The organism is Ciceribacter sichuanensis, from assembly GCF_024055605.1.
GTDB classification, from domain to species: domain Bacteria; phylum Pseudomonadota; class Alphaproteobacteria; order Rhizobiales; family Rhizobiaceae; genus Allorhizobium; species Allorhizobium sichuanense.
Genome location: NZ_JAMXLX010000010.1, coordinates 71,400 through 94,765, shown reverse-complemented (window position 1 = coordinate 94,765; position 23,366 = coordinate 71,400). Strand labels below are relative to the sequence as shown.

The following is a 23,366-nucleotide window of genomic DNA, read 5'->3' as shown; positions in this document are numbered from 1 at the left end:
GGCTTATTTCTGATCTTCGGGAATGACCACGCCATCCAGCGTCATAACTTCGCCGTCGAGAGAAACCGAGCAGTTGCGAAGCGGAATGTCGAGATGGCACGGCGTGTCGCGGTCGCCGCCGGCCTCGGTGTTAGGGCCCGACGACCAGAGGAAGTTGCCGGCAAACGACCGGGCATCCATGCCGAGCTGTGCCTCGGGATTGTAGAGGCCGAGAACCGTCCAGTTCGCGCGGTTTTCGAGACCCCAGCCGACATGCGCCATTGCATAGGCCCGGGGATCATTGAAGCTGTCCATGAATCTGCGCATGAACTCGGCATCGTAGCCGCCCTTGATGTCGACGATGTAACCTTTTTCGATGGTCACCGTGACGGGCGCACGGGCATATTTCTTGAACGGGAGAAGGATGTCGCCCTCGTCGATCACGATCGTGCCTTCGGCGCTGCCTTCGTCCGGCCAGCGTGCCGAGAAGCAGCTCGGCCAGTGGTCCCAGCGGCCCGGTTCGTCGGCGAGACCGTACTGGGTGAGCACCGGATACTGCCCCAGCCGGCAGCGGAAATCGGTTCCGGCCTTCGAGGTCACATGCATTTCGCGCGCGGCGCCGATCTTGCGCGCTGCGGCGAGAACGCGCGCCTTGTCTTCGGGGCGCGGGATCTGACGCATCATGATCTCCGGCGGCTCCACGGCGAGCAGCATGCGCGTGCCGCCCTTCAGCACCTCTTCCTGCTCCTTCGAGAACAGAAGCTGCAGGGTGTCGATCACCAGATCGGATGCCTGGAGGCAGGCAAGCGCTGCGCTATTTCCTTCGAGAGGCGTCTTGCCGACATAACCTGATTTGTCGGGCGAAAGCGCCTTTTCGCCGTTCATCGGAGCAAGGTTCAGTTCGGTAACGACGGCCCCGAGATCCGATGCGGCAAGCTTGGCGATGTAGGCGATCTGCTTGTTGCTGTCGTCACCGGTCAGGATCGTCACCTGCTCGCCCGGTTTCAGGTTGCACATGCCGAGCACCTGTCTCCAGCCCTTCAAGAACTGCGCGTCACTGATTGCCATGATGTCATACCTCCGTTGGGCCATTGCGTTGCCCGTTTGATATTTGTGGCTGCGACCAGGCGCGGAGCCGGCCATGCCGGATCGAAGGCGCTCTTTGCTTTTGTCTTGTGGTCGAAGAGCCGGTTCCCGATTTCGTTGGTCGTTCAGAGTGCGGTCTGGTTGGCCAACGAGAAAAAGTTTCGATTGTAATGAAGCAATGGCGATGTTTCCGGCCCGAAGCGAATGGCCTTCACATTGCCGATGAAAATGGAGTGGCTGGACGTTTCCGATACCGAGGAAATCTCGCAGTCGAGATTGGCCATCGCACCGTCGAGGGCGGGAGCGCCGGTTGCCAGACGCGTCCATCCGTAAGGTGCGAACTTGTCTTCCCCCACCTCTCCGATCTGGCCGGCGAACCGCATCGCGATTTCGCGCTGGTCGTCGGAGAGGATGTTGACGCAGAAGCTGCCGGCGGCGGTGATCGCCTTGTGCGCTTCGCCGAAGCGGTTGACGCAGACCAGCATCGAGGGAGGCGTCATCGACATCGAGCAGACCGCCGTTGCCGTCAACCCACGCCGGGTCGCTCCCTCACCCGCGGTGATGATGTTGACGGTCGCCGCAAGCTGTCGCATGGCCGAGCGAAAGTCATCTGTCAGCTGATCCGTTGGAAGCTGGGTCATTTGATGCCTCCTTCGGCAGCGATGGCGGTTTCCAGGAATTGCGCGGCGGAGACCAGACGGTGGTCCGAACCGCGGGCACCGACAAGCTGGACGCCGACGGGAAGTCCCTGCGGGCCTTTGGTGACTGGCAGGCAGACCAGCGGCACCTGCAACACGCTCCAGAGACGGTTGAAGATCGGATCGCCCGTCGCCATGCCCTTCGGCGCTTCGCCGGGTGCGGCCAGCGTCAGCACGGCATCGAAGCGGGACAGGATCGCGTCCATCAGATGACGGATGCCCGGGATTTCGGCCATGGCCGAGCGATAACGGATTTCGTCGACGCGTCCCTGATCGTCCAGCATGGCTCGCGTAACAGGGGTCAGACCGTCCCGGTTGCGGGCAAGCTCGGAGGCAAGCGAGTTGGTCACTTCCCAGCCCATGACGGCTTCGTGCAGATCGAAGATGCCGTCATACCAGGCGGGTGCCGGGATGATCGTTGTTTCCGCGCCGGCCGTTTCCGCGATGGCTGCGAGCCGCTCGACTGCCTCGAGCGCACTGCCTTCAGCCTTGTCGAGGCGGGTTCCGGTCAGGATGCCTATGCGCGGCCGCGCCGGCGGGCTCGGGTTTTCCAGATCGGACCGGCCGCTCAGAGCCGCAGCGCAATGGGCCGCATCGCCGATATTGCGCGTGATGATGCCGAGCGTATCGAGACTATGGCAAAGCACCTTGATGCCGACGGTATTGATCAGTCCGAAGCTCGGCTTGAATGCCGTCACCCCGCAGAAACTTGCCGGGCGGATGACGGAGCCGGAGGTCTGCGTGCCGAAGGCGACCGGCACCATGCCGGCTGCGACCGCGGCGCACGAGCCCGACGACGAACCGCCGGGGGTGTGGGCGGGGTTTTGCGGATTGCGCGTCTTGTTCGGGCTCGCCATCGCCAGCTCGGTGCTGACGGTCTTGCCGAGGATCAGGCCCCCGGCGTTTCTGGCATTCTGTACGCAGGCCGCATCCCATGGAGGCTGAAAGCCATCATAGATGGAGGTGCCATAGCCTGTAGGCATGTCGGCGGTATCTATCACGTCCTTCACGCCGATCGGCACGCCTGCGAGTAGACCCGTCACGCCCTGCCGATCCATTGTGTCGGCGGAGGCAAGCGCCTTATCGGCGTCGAGATGCTGCCAGGCCATCACCGGCCCGTCGGTCTCTTCGATATGCTTCAGATACACCTCGGTAACGGCGCGCACCGTAAGTGTACGCGAACGGACGGCCGAAGCGATGTCGCGGACGCTCAATTCGAGGATTTCTTTGTCTTGCACGAGATTTCTCCTCAGCCGAACAGGGCGGGTCGCCGGTTGATCCATGGAGCGAAACGCTCCAGTTCCCCGGCCAGCGAAAGAAGCAGGGCGTCGTTGCCGAAGGCGGCACCGAAATGCGATCCGACAGGCAGGCCCTCCGTGCTCATGCCCAGCGGAACCGACATCGCCGGGCAGCCCGAGGTGTTGAAAACCGCGGTGAAGGGCGAGTGCGACCAGAAAAGGTCATAGAATTCGTCGAGCGTCTTGCCACGGCCGGCGAGCTTGCCCAACAAGGGAGCCGGTTCCGCCGCCGAGGGCGTCAGCATGACATCATACCGGCTGAAAAACGCCGCGAGCGCACGCGACGAGGCATGAAGCTGGTTGATCGCCCAGAGGTAGCGTGTGCCGGGAACGGCCAGCGCCTCGCGGACCCATTCCTGATTGACGGGCTCGAGCCTGGACAGATTCGCTGAGGCTGGGTCTCCGCCGGTCACTCCCAGCGCGACATTGACCCCGACGACGATGCGCCAGGCGGTTTTCAGCGCTTCGGCGTCATAGCCCGCATCCCGGACCTTTTCGACGTGATGACCCAGATTCTCCAAAAGACGTGCCGTTTCCTCGACGCTCGCAACCATGTCCGGTTCGACATGGCTCCCGGTGGGCACATCGACGATCATCGCAATCTTCAAACGCGGCGGCGTCTTGTAGACGGCAGCAAGATAGCTTCCCGCAACGGCCGGCGAGGCCCAGGGATCGCCCGCGTCTCCTCCGGCGGATATGTCGAGCATGGCGGCATTGTCGCGAACCGACCAGGAGACCGCGTGCGGGGTCGACATCCCGCCGATCGCCTCGGCTGCGGCCGGACCGACGGGATTGACCAACCGCGACGGCTTGAAGCCGAACAAGCCGCAATGGCTTGCCGGAAGTCTCGTCGAACCGGCGCCATCCGAACTGTTGGCAATCGGAACCATGCCGCTTGCCACGGCGGCAGTCGAACCACCGGATGAGCCGCCGGCCGTGCGCTCAAGATCCCAGGGATTACGCGTGGGGCCGAATGCATCGGGTTCCGTCGTGAAGCTGAGGGCAAACTCCGGTGTGTTGGACTTGCCCAGGATCACCATGCCCGCCGCCTTGTAGCGCGCGGTAATCGTGGAATCCCGCTTGCTGACATTGTTGCGCAGCAGTTCGGATCCGGTGGACAGGATCATGCCCTCGGCTTCGAAGCCGGTGTTCTTCAGGAGCGTGGGAACCCCGGAAAGGGGGCTTTCCGGCAATCCGGCCGCCACCTGCTTGCGGGCGAGATCGAAATGCTCGTGCACGACGGCATTGAGTTTCGGGTTCAACCGCTCGATACGCTCGATCGCGGCTTCGAGCACTTCGCCGGCGCTGATTTCGCGTTTGGCAATCAATCCGGAGAGAGCGATGCCGTCCAGTGTCGCAAGATCGTTCATCGGTTCAGCCCATCTGCGCCTTGAAAATGTCGAGGTCCCACATGTCCTTGCTGGAGGCGAACAGACCGTCGCGGATCTCGAAGATGTGCAGACCGTCGAGTGCGATCTGTCTCGGGGTTCCGTCACCTCCGCGAGGCGTGAAGGTCCCGGTCATGAAATAAGGAACGGCAACCTGATTGGCGGCCCGGATATAACCGCGCCGGTCCCACGAAACATCGGGCAGCATCCGCCAGAAGCCGACAAGTCCCTCCGCAAGGGCCGCTCGACCTTCGCGGCGCTTGGCCATCGCGACTTCCTCGTGCCAGCCGTCGGGATGATAGAGAGAGGCCACCTGATCCGCGTCGCGCGACGCGTAGGCCTGGTAGAGGCAGTCAATGAGCGTGGCGTGATCCATCACGGGCTCCCGCATTGTCGGACAAAGAGAACCCCGCCCTTCACTGGGTCGGGCGGGGTCGACTTGAATTCACTCGATGCCGGCGATCTTCTTCACCTGAGCGACATATCCGTCGCGTTTGACTTCGTTGTAAAGCCTTGCGCGAAGAGCGGGAGCCGGCGTGGCATTAACGTTTTCGAACAATGCGACGCGGCCGGCAAGTGAGCCGGAGGTCATGTCCCAGATGAAATTCATCAGCTGCTCCTTGACCATTGCCGACACGCCATGACCGGGCAGCAGTTCGTGCAGGAAGTGGCCGACATCCGGATTGTCGAAGGCCTTCTTGCCGAAGCGCATGACGAGACCCTGTCCGCACATTTCCTGAAGGATGTGGATGATCTTCGGGTAGTTCTCGATCGAGTAGAGACGACCGGCCGTCAACATCCCGACATCCGGGCGCATGACGTCACCTTCCGTCGGCACGGCGAGAGCCTCTGCCGCCGTCACGAAGGCGCGCAGCGTCTGGGCGTATTCGACGAGCTGGCCGAGCATCATCTGTACGGCCGGGATCTTGCCGGTGCCGAGATAGTCGAGGACCATCTGGCCTGCGCCGACGAACAGCTCCGCCTTGACGGCCAGACGGGTGAGCACGTGCCAGTGTGCAAAAACGCAGACCGGGCCGTAGTAGCTCATCGCGGTCGGATCGCCGAGATTGAAAAGCCGCTCCTTCGGAACGAAGACGTTGTCGAAGACGATGAACTGATCGGCTTCCTCACCGAGGCTGGAGATCGGATGATCGAATTTGCTGGACAATGGCTGTGACACCATCTCGCGCGAGATCATCTTGATGCCGGGGGTGTCGATCGGCACCGAACCCCAGATGCAGGCGTCAGCAGGCGTTTCCTGGATGCCGCCGAGATTGGTGAAGAAGATGTCGTTTGCCTGAGCGGCGATGGAGCCGACCGTCTTGGCGCCGTAGATGTAGACACCGTCCTTGGTGACCTTGCGCGCCTTGAGCAGAGAGGCCTCGGAGGCCTTGGGAGACGAGCGGTCGGCCTGCGGGCCGGCAAGGCTTTCCGATGCGGTCAGGTTGTTGTTCTGACCGTATTCCATGTAGCGTTCGATGTTTTCGGCAAAGTCCGGATCGATGCCTTCGATCAGCGACTTCTTCTTCTTGAAGGTCGGCAGGTAGGCGTAGAGGCCAACGACGATGGACGGCGCGAGATCCGGCGGGCGACCGAAAGTGCCGGCGGTCTTGAGCGAAGTGTATTCGATCATCCGGCGACGCGCCGCAAGGTCTTCCTTGGTGCGCGGGATCTGCCAGGACCGGCTCAGTACGGCTCCGACCTTTTCGTCATAATAGGTGGTGGCGTCGGCATGTTCCTCGGTGAACTGGTCGTCGAACATCGAGGCCAGGAGGTCGATGCCCCGTGCCAGCGCCGGTTCGTCATAGACCGAGTTCAGCTTTCCGCCGCCAACCCAGATCTGACGGTTATCCTTGAGCGATTCCTTGTATTCCTCACCAGTCTTGAGCCTGTGAGGCACGTCCTTTGTGGACTTCAGCGTTCCCGTCTCTGTCATTTAGGCCTCCTGTTGAAATTCGAATTGCCGATCGCGCGCCCTCGGACGCGAGGGCCAAATCAAGCTTTTTCTTCGCGCACCTGACGGATCACTTCCGTTACAACCCGCATCGCGTCCAACGCGGCCGGAACGCCGCAGTAGATTGCTGCCTGCAGGATGACTTCGACGATCTCTTCCTCCGTCACGCCATTGTTCAGCGCGCCGCGAACATGGATCTTGATCTCGTGCGGACGATTGAGGGCTGTCAGCATTGCAAGATTGAGGAAACTGCGGGTCTTGCGCTCCAGTCCCGGGCGGGTCCAGATTTCCCCCCAGCACCACTCCGTCACGAGCTTTTGCAAGGGAGCGGTGAGGTCGTCGGCGCTGGCAAGAGACGGCGCAACATATGCATCGCCGAGAACTTCACGCCTCACCTGCAGACCTTTCTGGAATTGTTCACCGCTGAATTCAGGACGAGTCATGCATCTCTCCGTTAAGGTGGGTAGGCAGGCAGTTGTCGAACCGGTCGCTCTGCCGTCCTGATGGTGAAGACTAGACACGCCGGACTTGACCTGTCAATAGATTGTATGACAAGATTACGGTCATATCGTAGGAGCCTTTTCCGCATCCGCCACCTGATCGCGACGAGGATTAAATGAGCATGATTGACCCGATGGCGGAGCCCGATGCAGGAATTGCGCCATTCGAACTCTATGCCCTGCGCTATGCCACTCATGGCGGACGGGTTGCCAAAGACAACTTCCTCCACGCCGACCCGCACGAGGCGGGAGCCGATCTCGATTACTTCATCTGGCTTGCCCGTCGCGAAGACGAGGTGTTCGTTATCGACACGGGCTTCGGCATCGAAGCGGCCAAGGCGCGGGGACGCACCTTACTGCGCGATCCGAAAGACGCGCTCGCCCTGCTTGGCGTTGATGCTCGCGAGGTGTCGCAGGTCGTCCTGACGCATCTTCACTACGATCATGCCGGGACCCTGGGGGATTTTCCCTCCGCACGGTTCCATCTTCAGGTCGATGAAGCCGGACATGCCACGGGTCCCTGCATGTGCGATGCAAAGGCGCGTGCGCCGTTCGACGTCGAGAATATCGTCGCCTATATCCGAAGCCTCTATGCGGGCAGGATCGAGTTTCATAGAGGCGACCGGGAGCTTGCTCCAGGTTTCTGGTTGCATGCGATACCGGGCCACAGCGCCGGCCTGCAGGCTGTGCGTGTCATGACCCGCCGCGGTTGGGTCGTTCTGGCGTCTGATGCGACGCATTTCTACGCCAACATGGAACGTTGCAATCCTTTTCCCGTGCTCTTCGACGAGGCCGCCCTCATTCGCGGCTATTCGAGGCTGATCGAACTTGCGCCCAGCCTCGATCACATCGTGCCGGGGCATGATCCGGCGGTAATGCGCGCCTATCCGCCGGCTTCGACGGAACTGGAAGGTGTCATCGTCCGGCTGGATGTCGCGCCTGGGCTCTCCTGGGAGGAACTGACGCGATGAGTGCCCTGAGCGGAAGAGGCGTCCTGATCACCGGCTCCGCCCTCGGCCTGGGGCTGGAGTTGGCGCGATCCTTTGCCAAGGCGGGTGACCGGGTTTTTCTGACCGATGTCCTGCCCGGCGTGAGAGAAGCCGCCGATGCGCTGGCGGAGCAGACAGGCCGGCCGGCCGGAGCGCTCGTAACGGACCTGTTCGAAGCGGGCGCTACTTCGCGCCTCGTTTCCGAGGCGGAAAATTACCTCGGCGCGATCGACGTGCTGATCAACAATGCGGTGGTTCGCAAGATGTCGCCGGTGGAAACGCTTGGCGATGCGGACTGGGACCGGGCGCTCGAGGTCAATCTTTCCGCGCCGTTTAGGCTGATCAGGGCGTGCCTGCCGGGGATGCGGGCGCGTAATCAGGGGCGCATCATCAACATGGCCTCGGTCTACAGCCTGATCGCGCTTGCCGGACGAGCGGATTATGTCACCACCAAGCACGCCATGGTCGGCCTGACGCGCACCATCGCGCTCGAACTGGCATCGACGCGCATCACCTGCAACGCGATCTGCCCCGGCCTGATGGCAACGGATTCGGCACTCGGCCGCATTGAGGCCCTGGCGGACGAAAAAGGGATTTCCCGCGACGAGGCGCAACGGCTTTTCCTTTCCACCCGGCAGCCGGGGGGGAAATTCATCCCGATAGAGACGGTGACGGCGCTTGCACAGTTCCTTTGCGGCCCCTCCAGCGAGGGCATCAACGGTGCGGCCATCCCCGTGGACAATGGCTGGTCTTTCGCTTGAACAGCGGGCCGCGACAACAGGAGAGTGAAATGAGTGAGATTGGTTTCATTGGCCTTGGCAACATGGGCCGACCGATGGCGGAACGCATCATCGGTGCGGGCTACAAGCTTGTCGTCAATGATCGTGTCGATGCGGCGGTCGCCGCCCTGACGGATGCCGGCGCTGACGCTGCGGCAACCATTCCCGAGCTGACCGCTCGCGCCGAAACGCTTTTCCTGTCGCTGCCGACGCCCGAAGTGGTGCTGGCCGTCGGCCGCAGCATTGCCGAAAACCCGGGCATCGTGAAACGCGTCGTCGATCTTTCGACGACCGGCCCGAAAGCCGAGATGGATCTGGCGGAGATCCTGTCCGCAGCCGGCATCGCATTGGTCGACAGCCCGGTATCGGGCGGCGTCGCCGGCGCGACGAAAGGCAGCCTCGCCCTGATGGCCGCCGGACCCTCGGCCGATTTTGCCGTTGTCGAGCCGATGCTTCTCTCGCTCGGCAAGGTGATCCGCGTCGCCGAAGAGCCCGGAAAGGCCCAGGTGATGAAGCTGATCAACAACATCTGCTCGGCTGCGGCGCTCGCAATCACTTCCGAGGCGATGGTGATGGGCGCCAAGGCCGGCCTTGATGCCGACGTCATGATCGAGGTGCTCAATGCCGGATCCGGCCGCACCTCCGCGAGCGTCGACAAGATCCCGCGTTTCGTCCTGCCGCGCGGATTCGACTTCGGCTTCGCCATTGCACTGTCACTCAAGGACATCCGCCTTTGCCTCGAGGAAGCCGATCGCCTCGGCGTCCCTATGCTGGTCGGCAATGCGGTGCGAATGCTCTTCTCGATCACCAAGGCCGATTGCGGCCCGTCAGCCGACATGACGGCCATCATCCGTCCCCTGGAAAAATGGGCGGATACCGAAGTTCGCGGCAAGGCTGCCGGGGCCTGATATGGCCAACCTCAGCGCCACCGTCGCCGCCTTCGTCCATGCGCCGCCGGAAATGCCCGACGCCGTCGTCCTTGCCGGCCGGCGTTCCCTGCTCAACATGGTGGGCACGGCGGTCGGCGGCTCCGGCGAAGCGGCGATCGATAAGCTGTCAGCGTTGCTGCCGGCCTTCTCCGGTCCCCCGACCAACACGCTGATTGGACGCCCCGAACGGGCGGACATGTTATGGGCCGCCTATATAAACGCGGCCTCGGCAAACATCTGCGACTATGACGATACACATATACCGACCGTGATCCACCCATCGGCGCCGGTCGGACCTGCCGTATTGGCGCTGTCGGAAACCTTGGCCGCCAAGGGGCGTCCTGTCAGTGGCAGAGCCCTGATCGAAGCCTTCGTGCTCGGCGCGGAGATCACCTGCCGCCTCGGCAATGCCCTCCATCCGGTGCATTATGCGCGCGGCTGGCACATTACATCGACTTGCGGTGTGTTTGGCGCGGCCATGGCCGCTGGACGCCTGCTTGGCCTCTTACCTACCCAACTGGTCGATGCGCTGGGGCATGCGCTGGCGCAAGGTGCGGGTTCAGTCGAAACGCTCGGCACCATGTCGAAAAGCCTCTCGGTGGGACAGGCCGCGCGCGGCGGCCTGATGGCCGCACTGCTGGCCGCCGACGGATATACCGGCCCTGAAGAACCGCTCGAAGGCAAACGCGGCTTTCTGGCCCTTCACACCGATACGCCGGATTATGCTGCCATCACCGGCGAACTCGGCAGTCGCTGGGAGATCCTGAACAACACCTTCAAGCCCTACCCCTGCGGCGTCGTGCTGAACCCGGTGATCGAGGCATGCCTTACCCTGCACGCGAAGGGCGGCTTCAGCCCGTCCGACATCGTGTCTGTGGAACTGACCGGCCACCCGCTACTGCGCCAGCGCACCAACCGGCCCGGCGTGACCTCCGGGCGATTGGCACAGGTCAGCGCCCAGCATGCCGTGGCCTTCAGCCTGCTGCACGGTAAAGCCGATCTGGCAGCCTTTTCCGACGAAGCAGTCGCCGACCCGGACGTCCGCGCACTCGGTGGAAAACTCGCTTTTTGCGATGATGCTGCCTCTGCACTGGACGCTGTGCAGATCCGTATCCGGCTGATCGATGGGCGCGAAATACTGCATGCCGTTACGGCCGCCAAAGGCGGGCTCGGCTATCCGATGAGCGATACGGACCTTGCTGACAAATTCCGCAATCAGATTGCATGGCGAGGCCTTCGATTAGATGGAGATGCCTTGATTGCGGAACTTGAGAACCTCCAGAATGCCGCCGATGGAGCAGCATTCCTGCGCGCAACACAGCCTGCAACTTTTCAGAAATAGGATTTACAGGAGGACTTCATGAGCCGCGGAAAATTTTCAGATCCGATCTTCACACTGACGACCGGGCCGGTGGATGCCTATCCCGAAGTGCTGCGGGCGTTGTCCAGGCCAGTGCTCTACGACTATGATCCGGCGTTTCTGGAGCAGTATGAGGCAACGAACGACAAGGTCCGGCAGGTATTTCACACCAGCACACCGCCGCTGATTCTTCAGGGCGAGCCGGTACTGGGGCTGGAAGCTGCGGCAGCGTCGCTGATCGCAAAGAACGACGTCGTGCTCAACCTCGTTTCAGGGGTATACGGCAAAGGCTTCGGCTTCTGGGCTGCGCGCTACGCCAGGGAACTGGTCGAACTTGAAGTTCCCTACAACGAAGTGCTCACCGCGGATGCCGTGGCCGACATGCTGAAGAAGCGTCCCGACATTGCGATCGTCTCGATTTGCCACCACGACACACCGTCCGGCACGGTCAATCCCGTCGCGGAAATCGGCGCGGTCGTGCACGCGGCGGGAAAGCTGCTGATCGTCGATTCCGTTTCGGCATTCGGCGGAATGGAGGTTCTGCCGGAAACCTGCTTTGCCGATATCTTCGTTACGGGACCGAACAAATGCCTCGGCTGCCCTCCGGGATTGTCACTCCTGCATGTAAGCGAGGCCGCGTGGGAGAAGATCGCCGCCAACCCCGATGCTCCGACCGCTTCCATCCTGTCCATCAGCGACTGGAGACGAGCGCATGAGGCAAGCCGGCCCTTCCCCTTCACGCCCTCCGTCTCCGAGATCTACGGCCTCGATGCCGCGCTCAACCTCTATCTTGAGGAAGGCGAACAGGCGGTGTGGGCACGTCATGCCCTGACGGCCAAGGCGTGCCGGGCCGGCGTTCTGGCGGCCGGCCTCAAGCTTTGGCCGGCGAGCGAAGCGATTGCTTCGTCAACCTGCACCGCCGTCACGATTCCGGATGGTGTCGACGAAGCAAAGCTGCGGGCCTCCGTCCGGGCGCGCTACGGCGTCGTCTTCTCGTCGGGGCGGGGCGAGACGCTGGGCAAGCTCACCCGTATCGGACACATGGGACCAACCGCACGCCCGACCTACTCGCTCGTCTCCGTTGCAGCCATCGCGGGCGGCCTCCAGGCAGCCGGCGTCAAGGGGATCGACGTCGGTGCGGGCGTCGAGGCGGCAATGGCCGTGATAGACGCAGCCCAGGCTTGAGGCCTCGCCCGGTATCGAACCGGCTTCCGTCGAGACATGCCTTCCGGACAGGCGATATCAGTTCGGGAGGCTATTCACCTCGGTGATGGCATGCGTTGTGGAGCACGCCAGCCGGGGCATGAGCATGGGGCGGAAAATTGTTGAAGATTGCCGAAAACCATAAATAGCGGGAGTAACTATCGCTTCGGATTTCAGCATTATCGTTATGGATCTGTTTTGCCATTGAACTGATTCGCTTCAATGGCAAGGCGATACTGTAATCATGCTCACTAATGTCCATGGTCGAGGGTATTATTCCATTTCCAGCTTTCCCCATTTGCCCAATGTCTACGCCGTTGCTTGGCAGGAATGGTGCGTCGGGGCATGAAAATTTCGAGCTGGGCCTTCTGCGAGATACCCGTTTGAAGGCAGTTGTGAGCAGCATGCTGCACCCTAAACAGGCATTCGGGCAATCTACCGCTTTTAAAGCAGGCAGTTTCCGTGTAATAATACGGTATTATCAATTCTCAGTTCGCGAACAGGGCACCAACTGATGGCCAAGCTGCTGCAACGGAAGACTCCGCCTATCGATTTCAAGGTCGTCAAGGCCGCAGCACCCGTTCGCCATAGTGTCACCGAGAGCATTCGCGAGTCGATTGCGGTTGGATACTTCAAGGCCGGCGAGCGCATCACGGAACGTGATCTTTGCGAGATGACCGGCGTCAGCCGTACCGCGGTGCGCGAGGCGCTGCGCCAGCTGGAGAGCGAAGGACTGGTGCAGGTCGTGCCCCATCGTGGGCCGATCGTTGCGCGACTGCTGCCGGAACAGGCCGAGGGCATCTACCAGGTGCGGGTCGAACTGGAAGGTCTCGCCTGCGAACTGTTTGCCCGTAATGCGACGGATGAGGATATCGAAGCGCTGAAAGCCGCATTCGAAGTCCTGAAACGCGGAGAACACATTACCGATCCGCTCGAGCGCCTGACTGCGAAGAACGCATTCTACGACTGCTTAATCTATGGTGCCCACAATGAAGCTCTCGGGCACACGCTTTCCTCGCTCAACGCACGCGTCATGGTATTGCGCGCAACATCCCTCGGTGCGCCCGGACGGACGCGCGAAAGCCTGGAAGAGCTTGAGGAGGTCGTCGGCCATCTTGCAGCCCGGCGCGGCAAGGAAGCCCGCAAGGCAGCCGCACGCCATGTAATGAATGCGGGCAAGACCGCGCTCGCCATCCTGCGCCAGCGGCTGGCCGAAGAAGAGCAAGAGGATTGAGCATTCGGCCCGATAGCGGGCCCAATGTCAGATTCCCGGCGTCGCGCCGCCATCGACGTTTATGACCGTGCCATGCACATATGACGCGGCCGGGCTGCAAAGAAACCGCACGACATTCGCGACCTCCTCTGGATCGGCAAAGCGCTGGATACCCTGTTCCAGACGCATTTCTTCACGCGCATCCTCAAATGAAATGCCCCGATCCCGGGCGAGGGTTTCGATACGCTTGGCAAGCCGGTCCGTCACGATATGGCCGGGGCACAGGGTGTTGATCCGCATCCCGGTATCGCGGGCCCGCTTGGAGATGGCCTTGGTAAAATTGATCAGGGCGGAGTTGACCGAACCGCCGATCGTGAAGTCGGGCTCAGGGGTGTGAGCCCCGACGCCTGATATGTTGACGATCACGCCCTTGCTTTCCGCCAGGGCGGGCCATGCGGCCCGGCAGAAACGCACGGTGGCGTGAAACTTGAGCGCGAAGCCCTCGAGGAAATCGTCGTCGGTCAGTGCGAAGAAATCGCCCCGCTTCGTGGCGCCCGCATTATTGATCAATGCATCGATGCGCCCGGTTGCCGCCAGAGTGGCGTCGACGACATTTTCGGCGGCGCCTGCCCGGGAAAGATCTGCGGCGACAAGATTGACCTTGGGCGAGCCTGCGTTTCTCGCCAGTTCCGCTGTCTCCTCCAGCCCCGCCACATCGCGCGCGCAAAGGCTCAGCGCGTAGCCGTCCCGCGCCAGTCCGATCGCAAAGGCTCGTCCCAATCCACGGCTGGCTCCGGTGACAATCGCAGTCCGCATATCCACTTTTCCTCTCAAGTCCAGCGATCCTGTATTTACAATAATATGTTTGAAATCAGCCGCTTAAATTGATGGCGAGAAAATTCACCGTCGGTGCCGTTTTTCATTATTGTATTACGGTATGATCATGCTATCGTATTCTCACGCTGTCAATCGAGAACATCGCTATGGCTTTCCTGGCAATCTTTGGTTCCTTGCGCTGCCAGCCCGGCCCTCCCGGAAAGGGGAGCCGGATCCCGCCTCGCGCTCGACGGCAGGCATCCCGCTCCAAGAGCGCTCATTGCGCGCTGCAGTGGGCCTTTTCTCCATCCGCGGCGCACTGCAGACGAACGGGCTTCGGGACCACGCCTGCCCGGCGCTCCAGCGGGATTTCCTCCCGCGTGCGCCAGTCGTCGCCCTTGCGGCCACACCAGACCCGCTGCACCGCCATTTTGTCGCCGACCGAGTTTTGCTGGAACACGTTTCCGGATGCAACGTCGACGCCGAAACTGAACGAGATCTTCGCGCCGGGAGCAGCTTCTCCGAGGTCGGCGGAAAACCAGTGCGCGATCGCGGCGCTGCAGGTCAGCGCGGTCTTTCCCGTATTCTCGACCGCGACGTCCAGCATCTGCGCCGCAGAGAAGGCCGGAGCGGAAGCGAAGCTCAACAGGAGTGCCGGAAGAAGGAGGTAAACTTTCATATCTGGACCCATTTTGGATTTTACGAAAAGTAAAATCTAGCATGCATCGAGTTAACGTCAACAAAAATCAAGAAGGGAACAATATAATGATGAATAAAATCAAGTCGTCAGCAAGTATTGCTGCGATTTCTGTATCTGTTTCGATGCTTTATTCGATATCCGTCTCGGCTGCAGACTTGGATTCCATTGCCATTCTGGCCCCTGAAATGGGCACGGACATGGGTTGGAACCAGCAGGGTGTTGATGCGGCCAAAGCTGCCGGCGCAGCCGCAGGTGTAAAGGTGGTCGTGGCCGAGAATCTCGGTTACGGCGACGTTCGCCCCACATTGCGCGAACTCGCCGAGGACGGCGCGGACCTTCTGATCGCCCACGCCTCGGGTTACAACACCGCGGCGCCGGAAATCGGTGCGGAACTGGGGGTTCCTGTTGCTATCGTCGACAGCCCCGACAAGCTGTCCGCCGGCAAGATCGCCGACTATACCGCAGCCGGCAGCGACGGTGCCTATCTCGCAGGCCGTCTGGCCGCCAAAGTGTCCCGCACGAAGGTTGTCGGGATCGTCGTATCCGGCGAACCGCCGTCCTGGAACAACATGTCGGTCGCCTTCGCGCAAGGCGTCAAGGCAGAGAACCCGGCAGTCGAAGTCCGTTATGCAGTCATAGGCCCGGCAGCCTATGCGGACGCCGCAGGCGGCAAGCGCGTGACCGAAACCGTCATCGCTTCGGGCGCGGACATCATCTTCGGCCAGGGCAATGGGTCCAGCTTCGGCATGCTGCAGGCTGTCGAGACCACTCCGGCAACCGATGGCGGCAAGGCCTACTTCATCGACGTGATCGGCGACAAGACGTCGATCGACAAGGGCTTCCTGCTGTCTTCGGTCATCTGGAATCTCGAACCCGTCTATGCAGCCATGATCCAGGATCTCAAGGACGGCAAATACGGCAGCCATAACTACGACATCAAGCTCGCCGACGGCAGCCTCCGCCTGCTGAAGACCGCCAACGCTCCCGCCAATGTCTGGACGGAGATCGAGGCGCTTCAGGCCGATATCGTCTCCGGCAAGATCAAGGTCGAGCCCAAGTTCGATGCCGAGAGCGTTCACGCACTGGTAAAGACGGTCGGCTCGAACTGAGCCATCCTGCTCCGAATACCTGAATTGCCGCATGCACGATGTATGCGGCAATTCGGACTTCCATGAAGGAATTTGAGATGCAGGCGTCAAGCGAGGCAGCAACCTCTCCGACACACGCGCTCGGGAGACCGTTCATCGGTCTGCGCGGCGTTACCAAGCGCTTTCCCGGTGTCATCGCCAACAACAATGTCAACATCGACATCTGGCCCGGCGAGGTTCATGTGCTCCTCGGCGAAAACGGCGCGGGCAAGTCGACCCTGGTTGGCATGCTATCCGGCCTGCAGCAGCCGGACGAAGGGGCCATAGAGATCGACGGAACCGCCGTCACCATTTCGTCGCCCCGTCAGGCCCTCTCCTTTGGCATTGGAACGGTCTTCCAGCATTCCATGCTGGTCCCAAGCCTCAGCGTCGTGGACAACTTCACGCTCGACGGCGTCTGGTGGCGCAAACCGGATCGAAGCGGAGTTGCAAAACGCATTCACGAGATTGCGGAGCGCGTCGGCTTGCGGGTCGATCCTTTTGCGCTGGTCTCCACCCTGTCGCTCGGCGAACGCCAGCAGGTCGAAATCCTACGAGCCCTCATGCGCGGCAGCCGGTGCCTGATCCTCGATGAGGCGACAGCCATGCTGACGCCACACGAGGCAACCGCCCTTGGCGCACTGATGCGCCGGCTTGCCGCTGACGGTCTCGCGGTCATATTCATCACTCACAAGCTGAACGAAGCCCTGGCCTATGGCGACCGGATTTCGGTCCTGCGGCTTGGACGCAATGCGGGCACCATCGGCCCGCAGGAGCTTCGGGAGCAATCCGACGAAGAGAACACCGGCAACATCATCGGGTTCATGTTCGGTCAGTCCGCCGTCGGGAAGACAACCGACCAGCCGCGCCCTGCCCGTGATTTCGGGGCGGTTATCCTGAAAGTCGAAGGACTGACCTCACAGGCCGGGCGCATTCCGCTGGCCAACATCGCATTCAGCATACGCGCCGGCGAAATCCTCGGGATCGCCGGCATCGACGGTAACGGACAGAAGGAACTGGCCGAAGCCTTGGCCGGCCAGACGGAAGCGTCGGGAAGCGTGCAGCTCAACGGCGCGGAGATCGGTTACCATAATGTCGGCGGACGCCGCACGGCCGGATTGAGATATGTCACCGATGATCGATTGGGCGAAGGCACGGTGGGCATCTTCAGCGTGGCCACCAACTTCCTGCTGAAAGACATCGGCGCCACACCGTTCTGGCGAAGGGGCCTGGAGAAGCCGAAGGCGATCAATGCGCAGGCTGCAGAGCATGTCCGTAATTTCGACATCCGAACGCCGAGCATTCAGACGCCGGTCGGCACGCTTTCCGGCGGCAACATCCAGAAGGTCCTGCTGGCGCGGGAACTGACCGGAGCGGCGGAAGCAGTGATCTTCGCCAAGCCGACCTATGGCCTCGACGTCAAGAACATTCGCGCGACACGCGAGCGTATCCGCGAGGCAGCCAATAGCGGCAAGGCGGTCCTGTTGATTTCCACTGATCTCGACGAGCTCCTCGAGCTTTCCGATCGGATCAGCGTAATTGACAGGGGCAGATTGCTGGGCGCTGTCCAGAACGGCCCGGGTGCCCGTGATGCCGTCGGTCGCCTGATGAGTACCGGAGAAGAAGAATGAGCAAACCACAAGCGACCGTCGCCACGACAACAGGCTCCGCCAGATCGGGCGTGTTTCCGCCCTGGGGCCGGGTGCTGGCCATAAGCGTCGGGCCGCTCGTCGCTGCATTGGCGCTCGGCGGGATCATCCTTCTGGCCATGGGCGTCAATCCGCTGAGCTATTATGCTTATGTGGTGGAAAGAGCGATCCTGTCGCCCTCCGGCCTGTCGGCGACCCTGACGAGGATGGGGCCTTTCCTGCTGATCGCCGCCAGCCTGATCGTCGCCTTCCGGGCCGGGATCTGGAACCTGGGCGGCGATGGCCAGTTTCTGCTCGCCGCCGTCATCGTGGCGGCGACAACGCCGCTGATGTTCAGCGCGGGCCTTCCCATCTGGATCAACCTGGCGATTGGCCTGGTTATCGGCGCCGTAATCGGCGCGCTGTGGGGTATCCTGCCGGCCTTGTTGAAAGCATGGCATGGAATCAACGAAATCATCACGACGCTGATGATGAGTTTTCTCGGCGTTTCACTTGCCAACGTTCTGGTGAAGCTCGCTTTTCTCGATCCCGCCACCACGACGCCCCAGACCCGCACCCTCCCCGTCGAGGCCCGTCTGCCGAAACTGTTCGATACGACTGTCTCTTCGGGACTGATCGTCGGCCTGATCGCAATCGTGGTGGTGCATCTGATGATGACGCGCACGTCCTTCGGCATGCGGTTGCGTCTCGTCGGCGCCAATCCCCGGGCGGCCATTCATGCGGGACTTTCCGTGCCAAAGCTGACGATTGCTGTCTTTGCCATCTCGGCCGGTCTGGCCGGTCTTTCGGGTGCCGTCGATATTCTCGGCACTCAGGGCAATGTGCGGGCCGACTGGAACCCGGCTTACAGCCTGACCGTCGTGCCGCTGGTGTTTCTGGCAAGGCTCAACGGCTTCGGCTCGATTGCCTATGTCTTCCTGTTCTCCGCTCTCACCATTGGTGGCGAAAGCGCCGCCCGGCGACTTGGCGTGCCAAGTTTCTTCTCGCTGGTCATCGTTGCACTCCTGCTGATTACGCTGGGGCTCGCCGAGTACCTGGACAAGCGTCGGCATTACCGCGCGAAGCTCTGAGCAAAGGTTCGATACATGTCGCTCTTCACGGAAAGTTTCATCATCACCTTGTTTCTCGGAGCCATTTCGGCCGGGACTCCCCTTCTATTGGCCGGCCTTGGAGAACAACTCTCGGAAAAGGCAGGCGTATTGAACATCGGTCTCGAGGGCATGATCCTCGCGGGTGCCTATGCCGGCTTTCTCGTCGCCTGGGCAAGCGGCAGTCCGGCCCTCGGATTTGTCAGCGGCGCTTCGGCGGGCGCATTCATCGCCGCCTTCATGGTGCTGTTCTGCGTGCGCCTGGGCCTCAACCAGATCGTGATCGGGATTGCGCTGACGCTTGCGGTGCAGGGCCTTACCGCCCTTCTGCATTTCGTGCAGTTTTCCCGGAGCTATCCGCGTCTGGACGGTGTGTCGAAATGGCCGATCTGGCCCCTGTCCGACATCCCGGTAGTCGGGCCGATCCTCTTCAACCATAATCCGGTCGTTTACCTGGCAATTGCCTTTGTCGCGCTCTTTGCCTGGGTGTACCGGATGACCCATCTCGGCTCCGTCCTGCAGGCCGCCGGCGACAAGCCGGCAGCACTGGACGCCATGGGCGTGGACGTGTTCCGCACCCGCAGCCTTGCCGTTCTCGCCACTGGCGCGCTGGCAGGGCTCGGCGGCGCTTTCATGTCGGTGGCTGTCGCCGGCGTCTTCATCCCGTTCATGAGCCATGGCAACGGCTTCATCGCCATTGTTCTTGCCATGCTGGCACGGGGACGACCGCTCTGGGTCCTTGGGGGTGCGCTCCTTTTCGGAGCCAGCCTTTCGCTGACCACGGCGCTGCAGGTGGCAGGGGTGAACGTGCCTACCGACGTGATCCAGATGCTACCGTTCGCAATGGTGATGATCGTGCTGCTCGTCGCCGGCAGGAAGGCGAGCCTGCCGCAGGCCCTGGGCGAGAGTTTCGTGCGAGGGGCTCGCTGAGCCGCTGGCGATATCCCGCGGGGGTCGGAGGTTCTCCGACCCCCGCGGGAATGACACCGTGGTTTGGCTGTTGTTGTGGAGAACAGTCATATGAAAGCCCCCACTCCATCTATTCACGGTAACGGTTTGCCGATGGCGATTTCCGATCGCCAAGATCTCGCCCTATCGTGCCTGTTCCAGCAGATCCGCCTGATCGGCAACGATTGACACTGCTTCGTTCCTCAGGACGTCCTTTGCATTCTTGCGGGCGTTCTCCATCGCGATATCCGCCTGCAGGCCGCGCTCATCCGCCTGCAGACCATCGTCCGGTCGGGGAAGCAGACTGTCGTCTTCCTGCTCGCGAGCCTTCAGACGGTTTGTAAGGGCGGTCATCTCGTTGCGGCGTTCAGTCTCGTTGAGAGAGACGATGCGCTTTTCGCGCTGTGCCTTCAGTTCCGCAGCATCCTCCACGAAGCGCTGAAAGTCCGGATCCTTTTCCACCCGAGCATCATGAAGGCTTTGAAGCTTCGGCAACACCGCAGTCATTTCGGTGTTGATCTTGTATTTCGCAGGCTTGATCTCCGTCCAAGGCAGCGCATTGTCGTAACTCGCTTCACCAAGGGTCTTGGGGTCGGAAAGCCCGGGCAGGCTGATATCGGGCGTCACACCACGCAGCTGCGTCGTTGCCCCGTCAACCCGAAAGAACTGGGCAACCGTAAATTTCAGCTGACCGAACTTGGGTTCGCTGTTGCGCGCCACCTGATCCAGGTCGACGACCGTCTGGACGGTGCCCTTGCCAAAGCTGGGTTCACCGACAATCACTCCCCGGCCATAATCCTGTATCGCCGCGGCAAAAATCTCGGAGGCAGACGCGGACCCGCGATTGATCAATACACCCACGGGGCCTGTCCAGACAGGCTTGGAAAGGTCGTCACTCTGCACCTTTACCTTGCCTTCGGCGTTGCGCTGCTGGACCACGGGACCTTTGCCGATGAACAGGCCGGTCAGGTCGATTGCCTCGGACAGCGAGCCGCCGCCATTGTCGCGCAGATCAACCAGAACGCCATCCACATTGTCATGCTTCAGCTCGTCAAGAAGCTTGGCAACATCGCGGCTTGCGCTTCTATAGTCCTTGTCGCCTTTCTGTCGCGCGTCGAAGTCCTCATAGAAGGTCGGCAAGGTAATCACGCCGATCCTGCGCGTGATACCGGCGTCCTCGACCGGAAGGATGTCCTTCTGCGCAGCCTGCTTCTCCAAATTGACCTTGTCCCGCACCAGATCAATCACCCGGTGGCTGCCCCCTTCGCCGGCATCTGCCGGCAGGATATCCAGGCGAACGACGGTATCCTTTTCCCCGCGTATCAATTGTACGACTGCGTCGAGGCGGGTGCCCAGGACTTCCTGTACGGCACCGTCTTCGCCCTGGCCGACACCGATAATGCGGTCCCCGACGGCCAGCTTGCCGGACAATTGCGCCGGTCCACCGGGCACGAGTTCACGGACGGTCGTATAGCCGTCCCGTTCCTGCAGCACGGCTCCGATGCCAACCAAGGAAAGCTTCATCGAGATATCGAAGTTCTCCGAAGCGGCGACACCAAAATAGTCCGTGTGCGGATCGACCGATGTCGTGTAAGCGGCCATGAACGACTGGAAGACATCGTCGCTCTTATATGTTTGAACGCGCTCCAGGATGTTCTTGTAACGCTTGTCGAGTGTATCGCGGATTGCTTCGTCGGACCGCCCCGCCAGCTTCAGCCGCAGCCAGTCGGATTTGACGCGCTTGCGCCAGAGGTCATTGATCTCGGCCTCTGATCGCGCCCAGGTCCCGTTGTCATCCGGTAGCGTGTAGTTCTCCTGCGCGGTGAAATCGAAATTCTGTTTGAGAAGGTCGCGCGCATGGGTCAGGCGCTCGATGATCCGTTGCGAATAGACGTTGAAGATCGAAAACGGGATCTTCAGGTCCTCGGCAGCTATGGCATCGTCGATATTGGTCCTGTCGGCCATGAACTTATCGATATCCGCCTGCAGGAACAGACTCCGGTCCGGGTCCAGAGACTTAATGAACCGGTCCATTATCTTCGCCGACAGTGCGTCGTCGAGCGGAACGGGCTTATAGGCGTATCGCGTCAGGAACTGCGCGCTCAGATTTGCGGCTTGCTCCTGCTGTTCACTCGGTGATAGAGCCGGGGGGGCTCCAGCTTCAAGCGCATAGGCCGGCGGAGCGATTGCAAGGAGGAGGGCAATGAAACCGTATTGAAGGCGCATTCAGCTTTGATCCCGGTTGCGATATCGAGTCTTTACCACGGGATGTGGGACATTCACGTCGTTTTGGCAATCACATGTGATGCAACATTTCGTGTCTTTTTGGGGAAGTTGAGAAATGGATGGCCGGGAATCTGGCCCCTGCAGCCAACCGGCCTGGATCTCAAAATGAGCTGTTGACGCAGCAATCAGCAGATAAGCACTGCTGTGGTTCATCCATGCGCGTGAATTGATCAAGCCCACCGATCGGCCACAATGGGACAGGACCACCCCGGCCCGAAGCGATCGACAAATGCGCAAAGGCCCGCGTGACGCGGGCCTCTGTTTTGTTTATCGCATGTTCGGGGAGGCGATCAGGCCTTGCAGGTCTGAACCGCGCCGGGGAGCTTGCTCCACTCGGCGTACCAGTTGTTGAACAGTTTGAACTGGGCTTCCACATAACCGCGCTGGCTGTCGGTCAATGCGTCGGCTTCGTTGAAGTGCAGCGTGTATTCCGCATCGCCCTTCAGCACCATCATGTGCTTGAAGAACAGCACGAGATCCGGGCCTTCGTCGAAGGAGGAAAGGACGGCAAGCGCCTGTTCCAGCTCCAGTGCCCGCTGACGTGCATCCGCGTTGCCGGCGGCGGCGGCCTGAGCAAGGTTGCAGAGGTGAAGGACTTCCTTCGGCAGGACGTTGCCGATGCCGGTGATCGCGCCGGTCGCACCGCAGTTGACGAAGCCGTGGAACACAGCGGTATCAACACCGATCATCAGCGTCACTTCGTCGTCACGGCTGGTGATGTTCTCTGCCGCGTAGCGCATATCGGCCGGGCCGCCGAACTCCTTGAAGCCGACGAGGTTCGGGTGTTCGGCCCTGAGCGCGAAGAACAGGTCGGCGCGCGTCGCGAAACCGTAATAGGGGCTATTGTAGATGACTGCCGGCAGATCGGGGGCGGCAGAGAGGATCGCCTTGAAGTGCGACTTCTGGGCGGCGATGACTGAGCCGCGCGACAGCACCCGCGGGATAACCATCAGGCCCTTCGCGCCGACTTTCTGGGCATGTGCTGCATGCGCCACTGCCGAGGCAGTGTTGACCGCGCCGGTTCCGACGATAACCGGCACGCCGGCCTTCGCAAGACGCTCGACACCTTCCATGCGCTGTGCATCCGTGAGGAGCGGCCAGTCGCCCATCGAACCGCAATAGACCACTGCCGACATTCCGGCGGCGATCAGTTCCTTGCCCTTGCGGACAAGGGCGTCGAAGTCAGGCGTACGGTCCGCCTTGCAGGGGGTCATCAGGGCCGGAATCACCCCTGAAAAAATGCTGGCAGTCATTTTCGTTTCCTTTTGAGCTTGAATGGTCGGGCAACGACGACCCGACCGATCGCGATCACCGCATGATGGCCATAGCAGATATCACTTTGTATTCTCTTTGTCGACAACAAGAATAATCTTGTG

General features: G+C 61.3%; 21 protein-coding genes. 10 read left to right on the top strand and 11 right to left on the bottom strand.

Going from position 1 to position 23,366, the window contains the following annotated elements:
• Nucleotides 1-3 precede the first annotated feature (3 nt).
• The 7 genes from NBH21_RS22810 to NBH21_RS22780 form a co-directional block, all read right to left on the bottom strand.
• Nucleotides 4-1,047 (bottom strand): 2,5-dihydroxypyridine 5,6-dioxygenase NicX family protein, encoded by a 1,044-nt coding sequence (locus NBH21_RS22810; protein ID WP_250913097.1) that lies wholly within the window; start codon nucleotides 1,045-1,047, stop codon nucleotides 4-6.
• Between the two features lie 143 nt (nucleotides 1,048-1,190).
• Nucleotides 1,191-1,706, bottom strand: coding sequence for a flavin reductase family protein (locus tag NBH21_RS22805; RefSeq protein ID WP_250913096.1), 516 nt, complete (start codon nucleotides 1,704-1,706; stop codon nucleotides 1,191-1,193).
• Nucleotides 1,703-3,001, bottom strand: coding sequence for an amidase (locus tag NBH21_RS22800; protein ID WP_250913095.1), 1,299 nt, complete (start codon nucleotides 2,999-3,001; stop codon nucleotides 1,703-1,705). Before NBH21_RS22800 ends, NBH21_RS22805 begins: the two co-directional genes overlap by 4 nt.
• An 11-nt stretch (nucleotides 3,002-3,012) precedes the next feature.
• Nucleotides 3,013-4,431, bottom strand: a complete 1,419-nt coding sequence (locus tag NBH21_RS22795; protein WP_250913094.1) for an amidase — start codon at nucleotides 4,429-4,431, stop codon at nucleotides 3,013-3,015.
• 4 nt (nucleotides 4,432-4,435) lie between these two features.
• Complete coding sequence (locus NBH21_RS22790) at nucleotides 4,436-4,825, bottom strand: nuclear transport factor 2 family protein (RefSeq protein WP_250913093.1); 390 nt, start codon at nucleotides 4,823-4,825, stop codon at nucleotides 4,436-4,438.
• 69 nt (nucleotides 4,826-4,894) lie between these two features.
• Nucleotides 4,895-6,385 (bottom strand): 4-hydroxyphenylacetate 3-hydroxylase N-terminal domain-containing protein, encoded by a 1,491-nt coding sequence (locus NBH21_RS22785; protein ID WP_250913092.1) that lies wholly within the window; start codon nucleotides 6,383-6,385, stop codon nucleotides 4,895-4,897.
• Between the two features lie 59 nt (nucleotides 6,386-6,444).
• A complete protein-coding gene (locus NBH21_RS22780; RefSeq protein ID WP_250913091.1) occupies nucleotides 6,445-6,846 on the bottom strand; it encodes a carboxymuconolactone decarboxylase family protein in 402 nt (133 codons plus the stop codon).
• Nucleotides 6,847-7,019: 173 nt separating this feature from the next.
• Here NBH21_RS22780 and NBH21_RS22775 point away from each other — a divergent pair, with 173 nt between their 5' ends.
• The 6 genes from NBH21_RS22775 (at nucleotide 7,020) to NBH21_RS22750 (ending at nucleotide 13,397) form a co-directional block, all read left to right on the top strand.
• Entirely contained in the window at nucleotides 7,020-7,874 is an 855-nt protein-coding gene (locus NBH21_RS22775) for an N-acyl homoserine lactonase family protein (RefSeq protein ID WP_250913090.1), read from the top strand.
• The gene (locus NBH21_RS22770; protein WP_250913089.1) at nucleotides 7,871-8,653 is read left to right on the top strand and encodes an SDR family NAD(P)-dependent oxidoreductase; all 783 of its coding nucleotides are present in this window, start codon (nucleotides 7,871-7,873) and stop codon (nucleotides 8,651-8,653) included. The genes NBH21_RS22775 and NBH21_RS22770 overlap by 4 nt, the downstream gene beginning before the upstream one ends.
• Nucleotides 8,584-9,579, top strand: coding sequence for an NAD(P)-dependent oxidoreductase (locus NBH21_RS22765; protein WP_250913088.1), 996 nt, complete (start codon nucleotides 8,584-8,586; stop codon nucleotides 9,577-9,579). The genes NBH21_RS22770 and NBH21_RS22765 overlap by 70 nt, the downstream gene beginning before the upstream one ends.
• A gap of 1 nt (nucleotide 9,580) precedes the next feature.
• A complete protein-coding gene (locus NBH21_RS22760; protein ID WP_250913087.1) occupies nucleotides 9,581-10,942 on the top strand; it encodes an MmgE/PrpD family protein in 1,362 nt (453 codons plus the stop codon).
• An 18-nt stretch (nucleotides 10,943-10,960) separates the two neighbouring features.
• Nucleotides 10,961-12,145, top strand: coding sequence for a pyridoxamine--pyruvate transaminase (gene ppaT / locus NBH21_RS22755; protein WP_250913086.1), 1,185 nt, complete (start codon nucleotides 10,961-10,963; stop codon nucleotides 12,143-12,145).
• 532 nt (nucleotides 12,146-12,677) lie between these two features.
• Nucleotides 12,678-13,397: a GntR family transcriptional regulator gene (locus NBH21_RS22750; RefSeq protein WP_250913085.1), complete on the top strand. Its 720-nt coding sequence runs from the start codon at nucleotides 12,678-12,680 to the stop codon at nucleotides 13,395-13,397.
• Between the two features lie 27 nt (nucleotides 13,398-13,424).
• On the opposite strand, the gene NBH21_RS22745 is transcribed toward NBH21_RS22750, so the two are convergent.
• Both NBH21_RS22745 and NBH21_RS22740 read right to left on the bottom strand, forming a co-directional pair.
• The gene (locus NBH21_RS22745) at nucleotides 13,425-14,192 is read right to left on the bottom strand and encodes an SDR family oxidoreductase (protein WP_250913084.1); all 768 of its coding nucleotides are present in this window, start codon (nucleotides 14,190-14,192) and stop codon (nucleotides 13,425-13,427) included.
• A gap of 277 nt (nucleotides 14,193-14,469) precedes the next feature.
• Entirely contained in the window at nucleotides 14,470-14,871 is a 402-nt protein-coding gene (locus tag NBH21_RS22740) for a hypothetical protein (protein ID WP_250913083.1), read from the bottom strand.
• 176 nt (nucleotides 14,872-15,047) lie between these two features.
• On the opposite strand from NBH21_RS22740, the gene NBH21_RS22735 reads away from it, so the two are divergent.
• The 4 genes from NBH21_RS22735 to NBH21_RS22720 all read left to right on the top strand — a co-directional run bounded on the left by NBH21_RS22735 (nucleotide 15,048) and on the right by NBH21_RS22720 (nucleotide 19,686).
• Entirely contained in the window at nucleotides 15,048-16,001 is a 954-nt protein-coding gene (locus NBH21_RS22735) for a putative B6 ABC transporter substrate-binding protein (protein WP_250913082.1), read from the top strand.
• A gap of 77 nt (nucleotides 16,002-16,078) precedes the next feature.
• Nucleotides 16,079-17,650 (top strand): putative B6 ABC transporter ATP-binding protein, encoded by a 1,572-nt coding sequence (locus tag NBH21_RS22730; protein WP_250913081.1) that lies wholly within the window; start codon nucleotides 16,079-16,081, stop codon nucleotides 17,648-17,650.
• On the top strand, nucleotides 17,647-18,738 hold the full coding sequence (locus tag NBH21_RS22725) for a putative B6 ABC transporter permease subunit 2 (RefSeq protein ID WP_250913080.1): 1,092 nt from the start codon (nucleotides 17,647-17,649) through the stop codon (nucleotides 18,736-18,738). Before NBH21_RS22730 ends, NBH21_RS22725 begins: the two co-directional genes overlap by 4 nt.
• Before the next feature lie 15 nt (nucleotides 18,739-18,753).
• Nucleotides 18,754-19,686: a putative B6 ABC transporter permease subunit 1 gene (locus NBH21_RS22720; RefSeq protein WP_250913079.1), complete on the top strand. Its 933-nt coding sequence runs from the start codon at nucleotides 18,754-18,756 to the stop codon at nucleotides 19,684-19,686.
• 162 nt (nucleotides 19,687-19,848) lie between these two features.
• Here NBH21_RS22720 and NBH21_RS22715 read toward each other — a convergent pair whose 3' ends face one another.
• Nucleotides 19,849-21,930 (bottom strand): carboxy terminal-processing peptidase, encoded by a 2,082-nt coding sequence (locus NBH21_RS22715; RefSeq protein ID WP_250913078.1) that lies wholly within the window; start codon nucleotides 21,928-21,930, stop codon nucleotides 19,849-19,851.
• Nucleotides 21,931-22,280: 350 nt separating this feature from the next.
• Nucleotides 22,281-23,243, bottom strand: coding sequence for a dihydrodipicolinate synthase family protein (locus NBH21_RS22710; RefSeq protein WP_250913077.1), 963 nt, complete (start codon nucleotides 23,241-23,243; stop codon nucleotides 22,281-22,283).
• Nucleotides 23,244-23,366 lie beyond the last annotated feature (123 nt).

Excerpts from the sequence above, each read along its gene's own strand:
- NBH21_RS22745 (WP_250913084.1), bottom strand. The coding sequence starts at position 14,192 with ATGCGGACTGCGATTGTCACCGGAGCCAGCCGTGGATTGGGACGAGCC.
- NBH21_RS22770 (WP_250913089.1), top strand. The coding sequence starts at position 7,871 with ATGAGTGCCCTGAGCGGAAGAGGCGTCCTGATCACCGGCTCCGCCCTC.
- NBH21_RS22805 (WP_250913096.1), bottom strand. The coding sequence starts at position 1,706 with ATGACCCAGCTTCCAACGGATCAGCTGACAGATGACTTTCGCTCGGCC.
- NBH21_RS22710 (WP_250913077.1), bottom strand. The coding sequence starts at position 23,243 with ATGACTGCCAGCATTTTTTCAGGGGTGATTCCGGCCCTGATGACCCCC.
- NBH21_RS22785 (WP_250913092.1), bottom strand. The coding sequence starts at position 6,385 with ATGACAGAGACGGGAACGCTGAAGTCCACAAAGGACGTGCCTCACAGG.
- NBH21_RS22775 (WP_250913090.1), top strand. The coding sequence starts at position 7,020 with ATGAGCATGATTGACCCGATGGCGGAGCCCGATGCAGGAATTGCGCCA.
- NBH21_RS22725 (WP_250913080.1), top strand. The coding sequence starts at position 17,647 with ATGAGCAAACCACAAGCGACCGTCGCCACGACAACAGGCTCCGCCAGA.
- NBH21_RS22730 (WP_250913081.1), top strand. The coding sequence starts at position 16,079 with ATGCAGGCGTCAAGCGAGGCAGCAACCTCTCCGACACACGCGCTCGGG.
- ppaT (WP_250913086.1), top strand. The coding sequence starts at position 10,961 with ATGAGCCGCGGAAAATTTTCAGATCCGATCTTCACACTGACGACCGGG.
- NBH21_RS22790 (WP_250913093.1), bottom strand. The coding sequence starts at position 4,825 with ATGGATCACGCCACGCTCATTGACTGCCTCTACCAGGCCTACGCGTCG.
- NBH21_RS22720 (WP_250913079.1), top strand. The coding sequence starts at position 18,754 with ATGTCGCTCTTCACGGAAAGTTTCATCATCACCTTGTTTCTCGGAGCC.
- NBH21_RS22760 (WP_250913087.1), top strand. The coding sequence starts at position 9,581 with ATGGCCAACCTCAGCGCCACCGTCGCCGCCTTCGTCCATGCGCCGCCG.
- NBH21_RS22715 (WP_250913078.1), bottom strand. The coding sequence starts at position 21,930 with ATGCGCCTTCAATACGGTTTCATTGCCCTCCTCCTTGCAATCGCTCCG.
- NBH21_RS22780 (WP_250913091.1), bottom strand. The coding sequence starts at position 6,846 with ATGACTCGTCCTGAATTCAGCGGTGAACAATTCCAGAAAGGTCTGCAG.
- NBH21_RS22740 (WP_250913083.1), bottom strand. The coding sequence starts at position 14,871 with ATGAAAGTTTACCTCCTTCTTCCGGCACTCCTGTTGAGCTTCGCTTCC.
- NBH21_RS22795 (WP_250913094.1), bottom strand. The coding sequence starts at position 4,431 with ATGAACGATCTTGCGACACTGGACGGCATCGCTCTCTCCGGATTGATT.
- NBH21_RS22750 (WP_250913085.1), top strand. The coding sequence starts at position 12,678 with ATGGCCAAGCTGCTGCAACGGAAGACTCCGCCTATCGATTTCAAGGTC.
- NBH21_RS22810 (WP_250913097.1), bottom strand. The coding sequence starts at position 1,047 with ATGGCAATCAGTGACGCGCAGTTCTTGAAGGGCTGGAGACAGGTGCTC.